This is a genomic window from Nitrosomonas sp. JL21 (assembly GCF_009833095.1).
GTDB lineage: Bacteria > Pseudomonadota > Gammaproteobacteria > Burkholderiales > Nitrosomonadaceae > Nitrosomonas.
In genome coordinates this window covers 65,589-80,983 of sequence record NZ_QRCB01000024.1, presented here as the reverse complement: position 1 = coordinate 80,983, position 15,395 = coordinate 65,589, and the positions used below count along the sequence as shown (strand labels likewise).

Annotated in this window: 19 protein-coding genes; 13 read left to right on the top strand and 6 right to left on the bottom strand. The window is 47.9% G+C overall.

All coding sequences use genetic code 11. The features are described 5' to 3' along the window. Positions 1-11 precede the first annotated feature (11 nt). From sucD to ABF87_RS08635, 4 genes are all read left to right on the top strand, one after another. Positions 12-887: a succinate--CoA ligase subunit alpha gene (gene sucD, locus ABF87_RS08650; protein WP_160828728.1), complete on the top strand. Its 876-nt coding sequence runs from the start codon at positions 12-14 to the stop codon at positions 885-887. 150 nt (positions 888-1,037) lie between these two features. Further along, positions 1,038-1,346: a hypothetical protein gene (locus ABF87_RS08645; RefSeq protein WP_160828727.1), complete on the top strand. Its 309-nt coding sequence runs from the start codon at positions 1,038-1,040 to the stop codon at positions 1,344-1,346. A gap of 22 nt (positions 1,347-1,368) precedes the next feature. Then, positions 1,369-2,811: a D-alanyl-D-alanine carboxypeptidase/D-alanyl-D-alanine-endopeptidase gene (gene dacB, locus ABF87_RS08640; RefSeq protein ID WP_160828726.1), complete on the top strand. Its 1,443-nt coding sequence runs from the start codon at positions 1,369-1,371 to the stop codon at positions 2,809-2,811. A 121-nt stretch (positions 2,812-2,932) separates the two neighbouring features. After that, on the top strand, positions 2,933-3,523 hold the full coding sequence (locus ABF87_RS08635) for a CBS domain-containing protein (protein WP_160828725.1): 591 nt from the start codon (positions 2,933-2,935) through the stop codon (positions 3,521-3,523). Positions 3,524-3,628: 105 nt separating this feature from the next. Here ABF87_RS08635 and trpE read toward each other — a convergent pair whose 3' ends face one another. The 3 genes from trpE to rpe are packed head-to-tail and all read right to left on the bottom strand — an operon-like array spanning position 3,629 to position 6,555. Then, positions 3,629-5,101 (bottom strand): anthranilate synthase component I, encoded by a 1,473-nt coding sequence (gene trpE / locus ABF87_RS08630; RefSeq protein ID WP_160828724.1) that lies wholly within the window; start codon positions 5,099-5,101, stop codon positions 3,629-3,631. 8 nt (positions 5,102-5,109) lie between these two features. After that, on the bottom strand, positions 5,110-5,838 hold the full coding sequence (locus ABF87_RS08625; RefSeq protein WP_160828723.1) for a phosphoglycolate phosphatase: 729 nt from the start codon (positions 5,836-5,838) through the stop codon (positions 5,110-5,112). A 39-nt stretch (positions 5,839-5,877) separates the two neighbouring features. Continuing rightward, positions 5,878-6,555 (bottom strand): ribulose-phosphate 3-epimerase, encoded by a 678-nt coding sequence (rpe, locus tag ABF87_RS08620; RefSeq protein WP_160828722.1) that lies wholly within the window; start codon positions 6,553-6,555, stop codon positions 5,878-5,880. Between the two features lie 152 nt (positions 6,556-6,707). On the opposite strand from rpe, the gene apaG reads away from it, so the two are divergent. Further along, a complete protein-coding gene (gene apaG, locus ABF87_RS08615) occupies positions 6,708-7,091 on the top strand; it encodes a Co2+/Mg2+ efflux protein ApaG (protein WP_160828721.1) in 384 nt (127 codons plus the stop codon). Between the two features lie 37 nt (positions 7,092-7,128). Further along, positions 7,129-7,857: an SAM-dependent methyltransferase gene (locus ABF87_RS08610; RefSeq protein ID WP_160828720.1), complete on the top strand. Its 729-nt coding sequence runs from the start codon at positions 7,129-7,131 to the stop codon at positions 7,855-7,857. Position 7,858: 1 nt separating this feature from the next. Here the strand turns inward: ABF87_RS08610 and gloA are convergent, their stop codons facing one another. Next, the gene (gene gloA, locus ABF87_RS08605; protein ID WP_160828719.1) at positions 7,859-8,266 is read right to left on the bottom strand and encodes a lactoylglutathione lyase; all 408 of its coding nucleotides are present in this window, start codon (positions 8,264-8,266) and stop codon (positions 7,859-7,861) included. After that, positions 8,266-8,454 (bottom strand): rubredoxin, encoded by a 189-nt coding sequence (locus ABF87_RS08600; protein WP_160828718.1) that lies wholly within the window; start codon positions 8,452-8,454, stop codon positions 8,266-8,268. Before ABF87_RS08600 ends, gloA begins: the two co-directional genes overlap by 1 nt. Before the next feature lie 53 nt (positions 8,455-8,507). On the opposite strand from ABF87_RS08600, the gene thiD reads away from it, so the two are divergent. The 3 genes from thiD to hemL are packed head-to-tail and all read left to right on the top strand — an operon-like array spanning position 8,508 to position 11,300. Beyond that, on the top strand, positions 8,508-9,359 hold the full coding sequence (gene thiD / locus ABF87_RS08595) for a bifunctional hydroxymethylpyrimidine kinase/phosphomethylpyrimidine kinase (RefSeq protein WP_160828717.1): 852 nt from the start codon (positions 8,508-8,510) through the stop codon (positions 9,357-9,359). Further along, positions 9,346-9,999 carry a thiamine phosphate synthase gene (gene thiE, locus ABF87_RS08590; protein ID WP_160828716.1) on the top strand — a complete coding sequence of 218 codons (654 nt, stop codon included), beginning with the start codon at positions 9,346-9,348 and terminating at the stop codon, positions 9,997-9,999. The genes thiD and thiE overlap by 14 nt, the downstream gene beginning before the upstream one ends. Before the next feature lie 17 nt (positions 10,000-10,016). Next, entirely contained in the window at positions 10,017-11,300 is a 1,284-nt protein-coding gene (hemL, locus tag ABF87_RS08585; RefSeq protein WP_160828715.1) for a glutamate-1-semialdehyde 2,1-aminomutase, read from the top strand. Positions 11,301-11,391: 91 nt separating this feature from the next. On the opposite strand, the gene ABF87_RS08580 is transcribed toward hemL, so the two are convergent. Beyond that, the gene (locus ABF87_RS08580) at positions 11,392-12,087 is read right to left on the bottom strand and encodes a c-type cytochrome (protein WP_160828714.1); all 696 of its coding nucleotides are present in this window, start codon (positions 12,085-12,087) and stop codon (positions 11,392-11,394) included. Positions 12,088-12,228: 141 nt separating this feature from the next. Here ABF87_RS08580 and ABF87_RS08575 point away from each other — a divergent pair, with 141 nt between their 5' ends. From ABF87_RS08575 to rdgB, 4 genes are all read left to right on the top strand, one after another. After that, a complete protein-coding gene (locus tag ABF87_RS08575; RefSeq protein ID WP_160828713.1) occupies positions 12,229-12,831 on the top strand; it encodes an SPOR domain-containing protein in 603 nt (200 codons plus the stop codon). A gap of 63 nt (positions 12,832-12,894) precedes the next feature. Continuing rightward, a complete protein-coding gene (map, locus tag ABF87_RS08570) occupies positions 12,895-13,701 on the top strand; it encodes a type I methionyl aminopeptidase (protein WP_160828712.1) in 807 nt (268 codons plus the stop codon). A gap of 158 nt (positions 13,702-13,859) precedes the next feature. Next, complete coding sequence (gene rph, locus ABF87_RS08565; protein WP_160828711.1) at positions 13,860-14,594, top strand: ribonuclease PH; 735 nt, start codon at positions 13,860-13,862, stop codon at positions 14,592-14,594. Then, positions 14,587-15,189 (top strand): RdgB/HAM1 family non-canonical purine NTP pyrophosphatase, encoded by a 603-nt coding sequence (gene rdgB, locus ABF87_RS08560; protein WP_160828710.1) that lies wholly within the window; start codon positions 14,587-14,589, stop codon positions 15,187-15,189. The genes rph and rdgB overlap by 8 nt, the downstream gene beginning before the upstream one ends. Positions 15,190-15,395: the final 206 nt, after the last annotated feature.

Here is a 15,395-nt window from a genome sequence, read left to right as displayed (position 1 = left end):
AGTAATCAGCGATGTCGATTTTGATCAATCGTGACAGTCGAGTCATGACGCAGGGCATTACCGGAAAGACCGGCCAATTTCATACGCGCATGTGCCGTGATTATGCTTATGGCAAGGAATGTTTTGTGGCGGGTGTGAATCCTCGCAAACCGGGCGAAGATTTTGAGGGGATTCCGGTATTTGCGACGGTGCAGGAAGCCAAGCAGCAGACAGGTGCAAATGTTTCGGTGATTTATGTGCCACCGCCATTTGCCGCTGCCGCCATCGATGAAGCTGTCGAAGCGGAACTGGATCTGGTCATTTGCATCACAGAAGGAATTCCAGTGCGGGATATGATTCGAACACGGTATAGGATGCAGGGTAAGAAAACGCGCCTGATCGGTCCTAACTGCCCAGGCATCATTACTCCGGATGAAATCAAGATCGGCATCATGCCTGGTTATATCCATAAAAAAGGCCGCATCGGCGTGGTGTCACGCTCGGGCACGCTGACTTATGAAGCGGTAGCGCAATTGATGGCGCTTGGATTGGGACAGTCGACCTGTATCGGAATCGGCGGCGATCCGGTGAATGGATTGAAGCACTTGGATGTCCTGCAGTTATTCAATGATGACGATGAGACCGATGCGGTATTGATGGTAGGGGAAATCGGTGGCACCGATGAAGAAGAATGTGCTCGCTGGGTGAAGGATCACATGCGCAAACCCGTGGTCGGATTCATTGCCGGCGTGACTGCACCGCCAGGGAAACGCATGGGTCATGCCGGTGCGATTATTTCCGGAGGCAAAGGCACGGCGCAAGAAAAACTTGAGGTGATGGAATCCTGCGGCATCCAAGTGACCCGGAATCCGGCCGATATGGGAAAATTATTGAAATCAGTGTTGTAATCTGATCCTGGAGAAATCCTAAAAAAACAGCAGCTGCCGGTCAGGCAAAGTAAAAAATGCAATTGCACCTGATTTGAACGCCGCTTCTCGAGCGCCAGCGCAGTATTTTTAAAGTTTCGCTACGAACCAATCTTAATTCGAGGTGTATCGATGCATTATCGTTTATCACTTGTTGTGATCGTGATCATTCTGTGGGTATCGGCATGCAGCAGCGTGCCCAGCAAACAGCAAATTCCATCTCAAAAACCTGAGCGCCCGACCGGTGCATTGCCGGAAAGCGCCAAGCCTAAATATAATCTGACGGGCTATCCCCTGAATACTCAACAAGGCTATATCGATGGGTGTGAAACGGCAAAGAGATCCAGTTGGGCGTTCAAAGATCTCAATCGCTATGAAAAGGACGGGCAGTATCGAATGGGATGGGACGACGGGTTTGCGCTTTGCAAGATGAAAAAATGATTGTTATTGAACTCTGCCATTAATGCTCAGGAGCTGCCTGTTTTTTTCTCTAGTGTTGCAATCCATCACCCTAGCCGTTCCGTTATGTGCACAGAATTTACCTGCGCCTGTTAAACGGCAAGCACAGCACTTGGCCATTCCTGATAGTGCGCTGGGGATATATGTCCATGAAATCGGCGCACGCCGGCCATTGATCGAAGTCAATGCCGATGCAGCGATGAATCCCGCGTCGGTGATGAAATTGCTGACGACGTACGCCGGACTGGAGATATTGGGACCGGCATTCACGTGGCCAACCGTGCTATATGCGAATGGCAAGCTGATTGATGGCATTCTGCACGGTGATCTGATCATTAAAGGCTATGGCGATCCCAAGCTCGATCTGGAAAATTTCTGGCTATTACTGCATCGCCTGCGGCAAACCGGATTGCGGGAAATCAAGGGCAATCTGATTTTGGATCATCTGCACTACGACATTCCGCGTGGCGATCCGGGGGAATTCGACGGCCAACCTTATCGCACCTACAATACTCTTCCGGAAGCCGTGCTGATCAATTACCGAACCTCCACCATTCATTTGATTCCCCTACCGGAAAAAAATGCGGTTCGTGCTGTTGTGGATCCATTGCCGAACTCATTGAACATCGAAAATAATTTGCGACTTACTCAGAATGCCTGCGGAGATTGGCAGAATCTGCTGTCGATCGAGGTAATTGCGGAAAATACTCCGGATAAGCCACTTACGGTTGCTTTAAACGGCAGTTTTTCTGAACACTGCGGCACCCAGTCTCAGATGCTGAGTGTGCATGATAGCGCTACGTATACTCGCGATTTGTTCAGTCATTTATGGTCGCAGCAGGGCGGATTGTTTCAAGGCAATGTCATCGAAGGAACTGCATCCCCCAGTCTGACGCCTCTGAAAATTTATCAATCACCACCTCTCTCTGAGGTCATTCGCGGCATCAATAAATTCAGCAATAATATTGCTGCGCGCCAGCTTTATCTGACGCTGGGCACGGGTGGAAATGTCATCCAAAATACGCCAGCCACGCTTACCAAATCCGATTCGGCGATACGGCGCTGGCTCGATTCCAAGCAACTGATTTTTCCGGAATTGATCATTGAAAATGGCTCCGGGTTATCGCGCAAAGAACAGATAAGCGCGCGTCATCTAGGGAAGCTTTTGCTGATGGCATTTGATAGCGCGGTGATGCCGGAGTTTTTGTCATCCTTACCTATTGCGGCTGTCGATGGCACATTGAAAAATCGATTTACCGATACCCCAACTAAAGGTCAAGCGCATATGAAAACCGGCGCATTGACCGATGTCCGCGCCTTGGCAGGCTATGTGCGCGATCGAAAAGGGCGGCGCACCGTCGTCATTTTCTTCGTCAATCATGCCAAAGCTGCGCAAATGCGCTCTGCAATGGATGCGCTGGTGAATTGGGTCTATGAGCGGCCTTGAATTCCCCTATCAAGAATAGGACTATTGATTCAAAATTCTTTTCGGCGTAGAGTTCCTTCTCAAGGTAGATCATCTATTTTGAAGTCAGTTGGTACCCATTAATCGAAGAGGAGTGCGCAATATGATGAATGAATATAAATCTCTTGCTGTGCAATATCTCGCAGGCACGATAAAAATTTCCCAACCGGCGCCGCCTGGTCAAGTAGCTCTCGACTCTCCTGCATCAGAAGTCATGACGGATCTGCGCAGAATCCGTGCTGCTGTCATTGCGCCTGATGTTCCAATGGAAATTGCAAATACTTATATGATGCAACGCGGTATACGAACTCTGCTGGTGATCAATGATAACGAATCGTTAGCCGGTATCATCACTGCGACCGATATTCTCGGGGAAAAACCGATGCGCTTCATACAGGAGAGAGGCATCAAGCATAGTGAAATTCTGGTTATGGATGTGATGACGCCCCTTGAGAAATTGGAAGCTATTTCACTCGATGAAGTAAGGCATGCCCGGGTCGGAAATATCGTTGCCAGTTTGCGCGAAAGCGGTCGGTTGCATGCACTGGTTATTGATGACAATGTCATCGGGCCTCCCAGAATTTGCGGTATCTTCTCGTGGACGCAAATTGAGAAACAATTGGATACGGTGATCATCCCCAAGAATGTAGCCAAAAGTTTTGCTGAAATTGAATCGACATTGATTGCGCATTAGTAAAAGCAACCTTAACCAGAGAAAGTGAAGCGCAAGCCAGCTTGTTTCGATCAGATCCTGCTGGCTTGTTGAATTTTGTGAGTACCGGGAATGTTAGAGACTGACCTACAGTTTGCTGTCGAGGCCCTGTTCGGCAATCTCAGCCGCACGTAACAGCGCTTTAGCTTTATTCTGAGTTTCGATCCATTCATTTTGTGCCACTGAATCGGCCACAATGCCTGCACCTGCCTGCACATGTAACTGGCCATTCTTGATGACACCGGTGCGGATGGCGATCGCCAGATCCATGTCGCCATTGAAACCCAGATAACCGACAGCGCCAGCGTAAATGCCGCGCTTGGAGACTTCCAGTTCATCGATGATTTCCATCGCCCGCACTTTTGGAGCACCACTGACGGTGCCGGCGGGAAAAGTCGCTCGCAGTACATCAATGGCCGTAAGCCCTGGTTTTAATTGCCCCTCGACATTCGACACGATGTGCATAACATGCGAATAATGCTCGATTTGCATGTTTTCGGTTACCTTGACTGTGCCGGTTTGCGCCACCCGGCCAATATCATTGCGGCCTAAATCCATCAGCATGACATGCTCGGCTCGTTCTTTTGGATCAGCTAAAAGATCGGTTGCCAGAGTAATGTCTTCCTGAGGGGTTTTTCCGCGCGGTCGAGTACCGGCGATCGGGCGCACTGTGACAGCATCATCTTCAAGCCGGACCAGAATCTCCGGAGAGGCGCCGACGACGTAAAAATCATTAAAATGATAAAAGAACATGTATGGCGACGGATTGAGGCTTCGTAACGCCCGATAGAGTGCTAATGGCGACGCACCGAAAGGTTTGCTGGTGCGCTGTGACAAAACGACTTGCATGATATCGCCATCGTAGATATAGCGTTTGGCGCGTTCGACGGCGGCTTTGAAGCTTTCTTCTGGAAATTCAGAGATTGCAGCTTCGGATATGACCGCGTGTTCAGTGGGAATAATTACTGGTTGACGAAGTTTTGCCAATAGTGCACGCAGGCGATTGCATCCCGTTTGGTAAGCCTGTTCATTTTCCGGATTGACGTAGACAATCAAGTACAATTTGCCGGAAAGATTATCAACGACTGCCAGTTCCTCCGATAATAACAACATAATGTCCGGCGTGCCGAGTGTATCCGGCTTGGCATCACCATCCAGCTTGCGTTCGATCAACCGAACCGTATCATAGCCGAAATAACCGACGAGTCCGCCACAAAATCGCGACATTCCTGAGGGACAGGGTGCAGCCTTGAATTGACGCTGATAGGTTTCGATAAAAGCCAGTGGATCGTCTGTCTGAACAGTTTCAATCTGGTTTCCGGTAACTATCGTGATGCAATCACCGCTTGCCTCCAGACGAGTTGACGCTGGCAATCCGATGAATGAATAGCGACCAAAACGCTCACCGCCCTGAACCGATTCCAATAGATACGAATAAGGTTGATTTGCCAGTTTCAAATAAATCGATAACGGCGTGTCAAGATCTGCGTAGGTGTCCAGAATGATGGGAATACGGTTATAGCCTTGCTGTGCAAGCTCGTTGAATTCCGTTTCGGTCATATCGTTTACTAGGGCAGGTACTTGATCAATCGAGAGGCATCTACCAGTGTGTTTACAATCGCATCGCAATCGAGCTCATATACATTGCGGCCTTCGTTATAACCATAGGGCACGCAAAATACATGACATCCCGCCGCCCTTGCGGCGATTGCATCGTTCAGCGAATCGCCGATCAGTAATGCCTCATGAGGATGTGCGCCGAAATGCTTGCAGATATGCAGCAACGGCATCGGGTCCGGTTTTTTCTTCGGCAGACTATCGCCGGACAGCACGATCTCAAACTGATCATATAGTCCGGTAGAACGCAGCAGCGGCAGGGTAAACGTTTCGGCTTTATTGGTAATGCAGGCCAATTTGAAACCTGCTTGTTGCATTGCTTTGATACCGTCTACCACGCCCGGGAAAGGACGCGTGTTGATACTTAGATTAGCGGCATAGTGTTTCTCATAAATCGGCAAGGCCTTATTGAATAGTGCTGGATCAGGCTCGCCATCGAGTTGACCGGTTAAGGTGCGCTTGACCAGCTTTTGTATGCCCTTGCCGATATACGAGCAGATGGTTGCAGCGGATTGTTCAGGCATTCCCAGGTCTTTCAACATCAGGTTTGCGGCTAATGCGAGATCATCGGCTGTGTCGAGTAACGTTCCATCCAGATCGATCATGATGACCTTGACGGCCAGAGGAGGCTCAATTTTTTTCACCGTGTTCTCGGCCATATGAGTAAGGCTATGGTTCATGTGAATATATGAAAATAGAGAAAGCTGGGAAAAGGTTGACTACACTGTAGCCAGTTCGGCGCGGAAGGCTGCCAGGATAGTGTCATAGCGATGCGGATCGGTATCCTTGCCGGCTTGATAAATCGCAGATCCGGCAACAAAAGTATCTGCGCCTGCGCGAGCGATTTCGGCAATATTGTCGACTTTTACACCACCATCGATTTCCAGCATGATATCTTTACCGCTGGCATCGATGCGTTTTCTGACGGCGCGTAATTTATTCAGCGCTTCGGGAATGAATTTTTGTCCACCGAAACCGGGATTGACAGACATGATCAGAATCAAATCGAGCTTGTCGAGCACATGATCCAGATAGGATAGCGGCGTTGCCGGATTGAACACCAACCCGGCTTTGCATCCTTGTTCCTTGATGAGTCCAATGGTGCGATCAATGTGATTGGAGGCTTCAGGATGGAAGGAAATGATATTAGCGCCTGCTTTGGCAAAATCTGGAATAATACGATCTACAGGCTCGACCATCAGATGAACGTCGATCATAGCATCAGTAACTGGTCGTATTGCTTCGCATACGAGTGGGCCAATGGTCAGATTGGGTACATAATGATTATCCATTACGTCAAAATGAACAATATCCGCGCCCGAGTCGATAACAGCAGTTATTTCATCGCCGAGTTTGGCAAAGTTGGCGGAAAGAATGCTGGGTGCAATGCGATACATGAAAACCTCTCAATAAATAATAACAAAGATCAGGTATTTTAACCGTAAATACCCGAGTGCGCGTAACTGGATAGCGATTTATGAGTAAATTATTTGAAGGGATAGGGTTTTTCATTGTCTTGATACAGTAATAAAAACGATACGAAATCAAAATGTCTGAAAATAAGAAATACGAAATCAATATCAGTATCCGAACAGCTTATCTACCTGATCAATCGGATGAGGATGCCGAGCGCCACGTATTCGCTTACACAATTACCATAGCCAACACCGGCACTGTGGCGACTCAGTTGATCAGCAGGCACTGGATTATTGACAATGGTGATGGCACGGTACAAGAAGTGCGCGGCTTGGGCGTCGTGGGAGAACAGCCGTTGCTTAGGCCAGGTGATAGTTTTGAATATACCAGCGGTACCGTGATTTCAACCCCGGTAGGATCCATGAAGGGAAGCTATCAGATGGCAGCCGAGGATGGCATGCATTTTGATGTACCCATACCTGAGTTTATTCTCAGTGTTCCCCGGACATTGCATTGAGGTTGTGATGAAGTATTTAACCGCGAGCGGTGATTGAGTGACAGGTACGCTATATTTGATACCTGCGCCGCTCAGCGAGGAAAATATCTCAGCAGTGCTTCCCAGTACAGTTCAGCAGAAAATCGCCGAGATCGCTTGCTTCATCGTTGAGCGTCCCAAAACCGCGCGGCAATTCCTGAAGCACATCCCCTCGCGATATTCCTTGCAAGAATTGCAATTGTTGACGCTCGATGAGCACACACCGGCGAATGGTTTTGAACAATTACTGGACCCATTATTGACCGGCCACGACGTTGGCATTCTATCGGAAGCAGGTTGCCCGGCGGTAGCGGATCCCGGCGCAGAATTGATCAGATTGGCGCACCGGAAGAATATCCGTGTCGTGCCGCTGGTTGGGCCATCATCCATCTTGTTGGCATTGATGGCCTCAGGTCTCAACGGACAATGTTTTGCTTTCCATGGTTACCTGCCGATCGAAGCATCAGCACGAGTGAAAAAGATCATTGAGCTGGAAAAGCTTTCCAGCCTTTCTAAGCAGACACAAATTTTTATCGAGGCGCCGTATCGCAATCAAAAATTGCTTGAACAGATCGTCAGCTCATGCAGCGATGACACTGACTTGTGTATTGCCAGTCATTTAACGGCCTCGACAGAGATGATCGCGACCAAATCGATCAAAGAATGGCGCAACTGCTTGCCCGACATCAACAAAATACCGACAATTTTTCTGTTGCTGAGTTATTGCTCAATAAAGAAACATTCATGAGCTACAGTGGGTTTTGAGACTCGGGTAATTTTTTCTGAATGAATTCGATTTTGTATCCGTCAGGATCTTCGATAAAAGCAATGATGGTGCTGCCATGCTTCATGGGGCCCGCTTCGCGTGTGACTTTTCCGCCTGATTGTCTGGTGTTTTCGCATGCCTGGTAGGCATCTTCAACTTCGATAGCGATATGGCCAAATCCTTCGCCGAGATGATAGGACGGCGTATCCCAATTATGAGTCAATTCCAAAACGGTGCCTTGTGCCTCATCTTGATAGCCTACAAAAGCAAGGGTGAATTTGCCTTCAGGATAATCTTTGCGGCGCAGTAGCTTCATACCAAGTACCTGCGTATAGAATGCCAGCGATTTTTCGAGATTACCCACCCGAAGCATGGTATGCAAAATACGCATTATATTTTTACCATTTCGAAATCTTCTTTACGAGCACCACATTCAGGACAGGTCCAGTTGATCGGAACATCTTCCCAGCGCGTACCCGGTGCAATGCCTTCATCTGGAGAGCCTAAGGCTTCATCATAGATATAGCCGCAAATTAAACACATGTAGCGATTGTATTCCCGATTCTCTTCGTTAGGCATGATAGATAGTAAGTTCCTTTTTAGGTTAAAATACTATTTTACGGTATTAATGCATGTTACAGCCACCCCCAATCGTACTTTCTTTTGCAGCTAATGACCCCAGTGGTGGAGCGGGTCTGCAGGCTGACATGCTGACCATCGCCAGTATGGGGTGTCATCCATTATCCATCGTCACTGCCATTACCATCCAAGATACGACCGGAGTCAACGATGTCGTGCCGCTGGATTCTGAATTGATCACTGATCAGGCGCGAATCGTACTGGAAGACATGCCCGTACAGGTTTTCAAGATCGGACTATTGGGCAGTATTGAAATCATTGCGGCAGTTGCAGAAATCGTGTCGGACTATCCTCATATCCCTCTGATCATGGATCCTGTACTGACGTCCGGACGGGGCGATGAACTGGCCAATGAAGAAATGATCGATGCCATGCGGGAACTGTTATTACCGCAAGTTACGTTATTAACGCCGAATAGCCTGGAAGCGCGGCATCTGGCTCAACGCGAGAGTGACCTTAGCGATATCAAGTTGGATCTGGATCTCTGCGCGAAACGCTTATTGAAAATGGGCTGCGAATATGTATTGATCACCGGTACCCATGAAAATACCGCGCAAGTCACTAACACATTGTACGGAGCTCAAGGCATCGTGCGCGCGGATGAATGGGAAAGACTTGAACATACCTATCATGGATCCGGTTGTACATTGGCTTCTGCAATTGCTGCGTCATTGGCGCATGGATCATCGATGAACGATAGTGTCATCGAAGCGCAGGATTTTACTTGGCATGCATTGCAAGCAGGTTTCCGCCCGGGCATGGGGCAATACCTCCCGGATCGATTTTTCTGGGCCAAAAGTACCGACGATATCGAAAATGAAGAGATAGCCGTTGAAAACTCCTGAGATCGGAGGATTGTATGCCATTACTCCAGATCTGATGGATACTGATGCGTTGCTGAGCAGAACGCAACAAGCGATAGTCGGTGGAGCAAGAATCGTTCAATATCGGAATAAGCTGGCGCATCGGTCTGTATTGATCGAGCAAGCACGATTATTATTGCAGTTGTGCAGAGATTATCAGGTCCCCTTGATTATTAACGATTACGTCGATATGGCTGCGGATATTGATGCGGACGGCGTTCATTTGGGTCAGGATGATACAAAAATCAATGATGCCAAAAAACTGCTTGGCCAAAATAAGATAATCGGTGTTTCGTGCTATAACCGTTTGGATTTGGCCATCAGGGCTGAGCGAGAGGGAGCAAGTTATGTCGCATTCGGCGCATGCTTTCCGTCGTTGACCAAGCCTGATGCTGTGCCTGTCACGCTCGATATAATGGATCAGGCAAGCCAGTCCATCTCGATTCCAATGGTTGCGATTGGCGGCATTCGATTGACAAACGCCAAGCCGTTGATTGAGAACGGATGCGCAGCAATTGCGGTTTGCAATGAACTTTTTTTTGCGAAAGAGATAGCATGCACCGCAGCCCAATTTGCACAAATGTTTGACGAAACCTATTCCGAACGTATTAATACTTTTTAATTTTTTTGAGTAATCCAATGACTTCACGCAATCATCAATTATTTGAGCAATCCCAGCAATTTATTCCAGGAGGGGTCAATTCACCTGTTCGTGCTTTCAGATCAGTAGGGGGCGAACCCGTCTTTTTTCAACGGGGCGAGGGCGCTTATTTCTGGGATGCTGACGGCAAATCATATATCGACTATGTCGGTTCCTGGGGGCCTTTGATTCTGGGGCATGCGCATCCTGAAGTGGTTCAGGCGGTTCAGGCGGCGGCGCAAAAAGGTTTGACGTTCGGTGCGCCGACTGAAGCGGAATTGAATATCGCTCAACTCATTTGCCGGTTGCTTCCATCGATAGAGCAGGTTCGGCTCGTCAGTTCAGGTACCGAAGCGGGGATGAGCGCGATTCGTCTGGCGCGAGGGTTCACAGGCAGAAGCAAGATCATCAAATTCGAAGGCTGCTATCACGGTCACGACGATTCTTTGCTAGTTAAGGCTGGGTCTGGTGCTTTAACGTTCGGAAACCCCAGTTCCGCGGGAGTTCCTGCCGAAACGGCCGGGCATACGATTGTGCTCGATTATAATGATTCCCGCGGAATCGAAGAGGCGTTCAACCAATGGGGAAAAGACATTGCAGCCGTCATCGTCGAACCCGTCGCAGGCAATATGAATTTGGTCGCACCTACAGCCGATTTTCTGAATAAGCTGCGTATGTTGTGCACTCAGGCAGGTAGCGTTTTGATATTTGACGAAGTCATGACAGGATTTCGCGTGGGTTTGACCTGTGCCCAAGGTTTGTATCAGATAAAACCCGATCTGACCATACTCGGTAAAGTGATTGGAGGAGGCATGCCCATGGCTGCATTCGGTGGACGTCGGGATATCATGCAATGCTTGGCTCCTTTGGGACCCGTCTATCAAGCGGGTACACTATCGGGCAATCCGGTTGCGGTTGCTGCAGGCCTTGCGACATTGAAGCTCGTGCAAGAACAAGGCTTTTATGAACAACTGGCCAATAGGACGCAACAATTGGTCAATGGGCTCGTGGCCGAGGCAAAAAAACACGCCATTGATTTTTGTGCTCAATCGGTTGGTGGAATGTTTGGGATTTATTTTAGAAAAGACATACCGACCAGCTTCGCAGAAGTCATGCAATGCGACAAAAATGCTTTCAATCGTTTCTTTCATGCCATGCTGGAAGAAGGTATTTATTTTGCACCATCGGCTTTCGAAGCAGGCTTTGTATCTTCACGACACGGGAATGATGAGTTGAATAAAACTTTTGCAGCCGCGGAGAAAATTTTCAAAAATTGGCAATGATTTGCTGCGGCGATTAAATTTTCTATGTAGCATCTTCAAATAATAAAAAAGGCGGTTTCTCCGCCTTTTTTATGGGCACAACCAGTTTGTCTTAATGCATGGTGGCGATATACGCTGAAACGGCTTTCTTTTCCTGGCCGCTCATGCGGCTCAAGACTTGCTGCATGACTGAATTATCGTTCTTGCGATCACCCATGTTAAACGAATTGAGCTGAGTCATGGTGTACTCCGCATGTTGTCCAGCAAGTGCGGGATAGCGTGGGGGAATACCTGACCCCTTAGGGCCGTGGCAACTTGCACAAGCAGGTACTCCATCTTCAATATTACCGCCGTGGTAAAGTATCTTGCCCAATTCCAGCAATTTTTCATCTGTCGGGGCTTGGCTCGGTGTGGTTTTTTGCTTAGCGTAATACTCGCCCAATTTTTTCATTTCATCCGGTGTAAGCGCAGCGACCATCGACGACATGACCGGACTGTTACGTTTGGGCGTTTCGTTGTCGGTTGCTTTAAAATCCATTAATTGCTTAGTGATATACTCTGCATGTTGTCCCGCCAGGATTGGATTCATCGGAATGACGCTGTTGCCATCTGCACTGTGACAACCAGCACATACGCCGGTAGCGATTTCTTCAACTGTAGCAGGAGCGGGGGGCGGAGTCGGAGCAGATGCTGGCGCTGAAACCGGCGTGTCAGGTGTGTCAGAGGTGTTATTATCATCTGTTTCAGCTAAAAGTGGAGCCGATAATGCCAACGCGATGAGTACAATCGTGGTCTTAATCATTTTCATATTTCGTATTCCATATATTTGTAAGGGCATTCCAGTTAATCAGTGTGTAGTTGTTGACATTCAAACGAGGCATTTTAACAAGGCATACGAGCGTTAACAACAAAATTAAATGAATATCAAAATTAGAACCTTATTTTTTCGATGAGATTAATTTTTGTCGTGCTATTGATTGTTAATGTTGTATATGCAATAGGCTGGATATGGTATAGCGAGAAAGAAAGCGCGCTGCTGCCGGGTATGGCACCGATCCACTCGGAAAAGATTGTACTGATACCTACCGAAGAAAATTGTTTGGAATGGGGGAATTTCGATGAACAGCAAGTGTATGAAGCCGAATCCTTGCTATCCGAAATAGTGCCCGATCAATCGTACACTTTGGAAGAGGCGGGGAATACGCTCAAGTATTGGCTCCATATTCCTCCTTTGCCGAACCGGGACATGGCGAACCGGATGATTAATAAATTACGCAATTTCGGCATCATCAGCTTCCGCATCAAGGAAGATGATAGCCATCGAAAGAATGCGATTTCCTTGGGAATGTTCACGGATAAGAATGGCGCATTAGCGCAATTGAAGGACATCGAAAAGAAAGGGATTACTAATCTGATGATTGAAGAGCGCAACGTTGCGGTTCAGAAAATCGTCATTCATGGGACAACTGAAGAAATTAAAGAGCAAATCCAGAAAGTGGCGGAGCAATTTGAAGATACACGGCTCATTCAAAATAAGTGTGAACGTTTATAATGGCAGCTTTGTGCCAAATGGAACCAGAAGCGGGTTCATCCATTGATATTCAATAAGGAAATAATGACCGTAACGATAAAAACACCGCAAGAAATCGAGACGATGCGTATTGCGGGACAATTAGCTTCAGAAGTGCTGGATTTCATTACTCCCCACGTAGTGGCTGGGATCACGACCGAAGAATTGGATATGCTATGTCATAATTATATGGTTGACGTGCAGCATACCATTCCTGCCCCATTGAATTATGCGCCCTCAGGGCATACGCCATATCCTAAGTCAATCTGCACTTCCATTAATAATCAAATTTGCCATGGCGTACCCGGAAACAAGAAATTAAAAAATGGCGATATCGTCAATATCGATGTTACTGTGATCTATGAAGGATATCATGGTGATACCAGCCGGATGTTTTATGTCGGAGAGCCATCGATTCAGGCGAAGCGCTTATGCGAAGTAACCTATGAAGCCATGTGGCGAGGAATAGATGAAGTCAGGCCGGACAAACATCTGGGAGACATCGGGTTCGCGATTCAAAGGCTTGCTGAAGGTGTCGGTTATAGCGTCGTTCGGGAATTTTGCGGCCATGGAATCGGCGCCAGATTCCATGAAAGCCCTCAAGTACTGCATTATGGCCGTCGCGGAACGGGGTTGCAACTCAAACCGGGCATGATTTTTACGATCGAACCCATGATCAATGCCGGGAAAGCAGCCATCCGTCATTTGCCGGATGGCTGGACCATTACCACTAAAGACGGCAGTCTGTCGGCGCAATGGGAGCATACCGTTCTGGTTACCGAAACAGGCTATGAAGTGCTGACCGTTTCTTCGGGATCTCCTGCGAAGCCGGTTTATCGATTCACTGATTAGCTGAATTCTTCAAGTGTAACGAAGGGTGATCAAGGGACCAAAGCAAGCGAATCAGCGCAGTTGATCAATGACAACCGAGCATGCTGGTTTAATTTCCTCCGACACGGCAGAATGCGGTTTTCAGCATTTTTTCATTCTGACATAACCATTTATTCATCATGACACGAAGTTATCATCGTACTCCCACGCAGATTCGTCCGGTAAAAATCATCCGTCATTTCACTAAACATGCTGATGGATCGGTATTGATCGAATGCGGCGATACCAAGGTCATTTGCACCGCCAGTATCAGCGAACAAGTTCCGCCGTTTCTGAGAGGGCAGGCGCAGGGCTGGTTGACTGCCGAATACGGCATGCTTCCGGGTTCGACGCATACGCGCATGCAACGCGAAGCGGCCAAAGGAAAGCAATCAGGTCGAACCATGGAAATCCAGCGCTTGATCGGTAGGGCATTGCGTGCGGTAGTAAATTTAAAACAACTGGGGGAACGCACCATTCAGATTGACTGTGATGTAATCCAGGCCGACGGCGGCACACGTACTGCCAGCATTACCGGCGCATTTGTCGCGCTACACGACGCTATCGACAAACTGATTTATCAACAGCTCATCGAAACTTCTCCGATTATCGATCATGTGGCTGCTATTTCGGTAGGAATTCATCAAGGTGTGCCTTTATTGGATCTTGATTACATCGAGGATTCTTCCTGCGATACCGACATGAATGTCGTGATGACAGGTAATTCGGGTATCATCGAAGTCCAAGGCACTGCCGAAGGAAGTCCGTTCGACCGCAAGGAATTGGAGGACATGCTGAATATGGCGCAACACGGCATTCAGGAATTGATCGCTCTCCAAAAAAATGCTCTATCGCAAGAATCCCGGCATGGATAAGCCAAACAGGCTGGTCATCGCCAGCAATAATGCAGGCAAATTACGTGAAATTAATGCTCTGTTGGCATCCTTGTCGATTGAGGTCGTGCCGCAAGCTGAGTTTGATACTGGTGAAGTTGATGAGCCGCATGGGACGTTTGTCGAAAATGCGTTGGTGAAAGCGCGTCATGCCAGCCGCTGCTCAGGATTACCGGCACTTTCGGATGATTCAGGAATTTGTGTTCGTGCGTTGCAGGGTGCTCCCGGTGTCTTGTCAGCGCGCTACGCTGGGGAACCGAAATCCGATGAGCGCAACAATCTGAAACTGATCAATGCATTGAAAAATGAAACCGACCGGCGGGCTTACTATTATTGCATCATCGTGTTGCTGCGCCATGCCGACGATCCACAGCCGATCATCGTGGATGGCTCATGGCACGGAGAAATTATTGATCACCCAAGAGGTGAGGGCGGTTTCGGTTACGATCCCTATTTTTTTCTACCCGAGTTTGGCAAAACATCGGCCGAGCTTTCCGCTGAGCAGAAAAATCGAATTAGTCATCGCGGCCAAGCGCTGTTGAAATTGATGGAAATTTTGCGTGCAAAGAAGTTTTGAAAGCTGTTTCCGAAGAACTTGCTGCATCAGGGATTATTCAAAAAATTCTTAGTTATAACCTGACTTCGCAAATAGCGTTAGTGGTTTTAACACCATAACGGTCAATTGAACATTCCGTAAGAGAGATCCTTACTATACTTCGTAAGAATTTGGTATATTTGGTTATTTTTATCTATATTTCAGATTCTTAGTGATAATTATTGATT

Bases quoted from the DNA above. Each gene is read 5' to 3' on its own strand.
- rph (WP_160828711.1), top strand. From the start codon at position 13,860: ATGACACGAAGTTATCATCGTACTCCCACGCAGATTCGTCCGGTAAAA.
- ABF87_RS08600 (WP_160828718.1), bottom strand. From the start codon at position 8,454: ATGCCTAACGAAGAGAATCGGGAATACAATCGCTACATGTGTTTAATT.
- rpe (WP_160828722.1), bottom strand. From the start codon at position 6,555: ATGTATCGCATTGCACCCAGCATTCTTTCCGCCAACTTTGCCAAACTC.
- hemL (WP_160828715.1), top strand. From the start codon at position 10,017: ATGACTTCACGCAATCATCAATTATTTGAGCAATCCCAGCAATTTATT.
- thiD (WP_160828717.1), top strand. From the start codon at position 8,508: ATGTTACAGCCACCCCCAATCGTACTTTCTTTTGCAGCTAATGACCCC.
- sucD (WP_160828728.1), top strand. From the start codon at position 12: ATGTCGATTTTGATCAATCGTGACAGTCGAGTCATGACGCAGGGCATT.
- ABF87_RS08625 (WP_160828723.1), bottom strand. From the start codon at position 5,838: ATGAACCATAGCCTTACTCATATGGCCGAGAACACGGTGAAAAAAATT.
- apaG (WP_160828721.1), top strand. From the start codon at position 6,708: ATGTCTGAAAATAAGAAATACGAAATCAATATCAGTATCCGAACAGCT.
- ABF87_RS08575 (WP_160828713.1), top strand. From the start codon at position 12,229: ATGAGATTAATTTTTGTCGTGCTATTGATTGTTAATGTTGTATATGCA.
- map (WP_160828712.1), top strand. From the start codon at position 12,895: ATGACCGTAACGATAAAAACACCGCAAGAAATCGAGACGATGCGTATT.
- trpE (WP_160828724.1), bottom strand. From the start codon at position 5,101: ATGACCGAAACGGAATTCAACGAGCTTGCACAGCAAGGCTATAACCGT.
- gloA (WP_160828719.1), bottom strand. From the start codon at position 8,266: ATGCGTATTTTGCATACCATGCTTCGGGTGGGTAATCTCGAAAAATCG.
- ABF87_RS08580 (WP_160828714.1), bottom strand. From the start codon at position 12,087: ATGAAAATGATTAAGACCACGATTGTACTCATCGCGTTGGCATTATCG.
- ABF87_RS08645 (WP_160828727.1), top strand. From the start codon at position 1,038: ATGCATTATCGTTTATCACTTGTTGTGATCGTGATCATTCTGTGGGTA.
- ABF87_RS08635 (WP_160828725.1), top strand. From the start codon at position 2,933: ATGATGAATGAATATAAATCTCTTGCTGTGCAATATCTCGCAGGCACG.
- rdgB (WP_160828710.1), top strand. From the start codon at position 14,587: ATGGATAAGCCAAACAGGCTGGTCATCGCCAGCAATAATGCAGGCAAA.
- dacB (WP_160828726.1), top strand. From the start codon at position 1,369: ATGCTCAGGAGCTGCCTGTTTTTTTCTCTAGTGTTGCAATCCATCACC.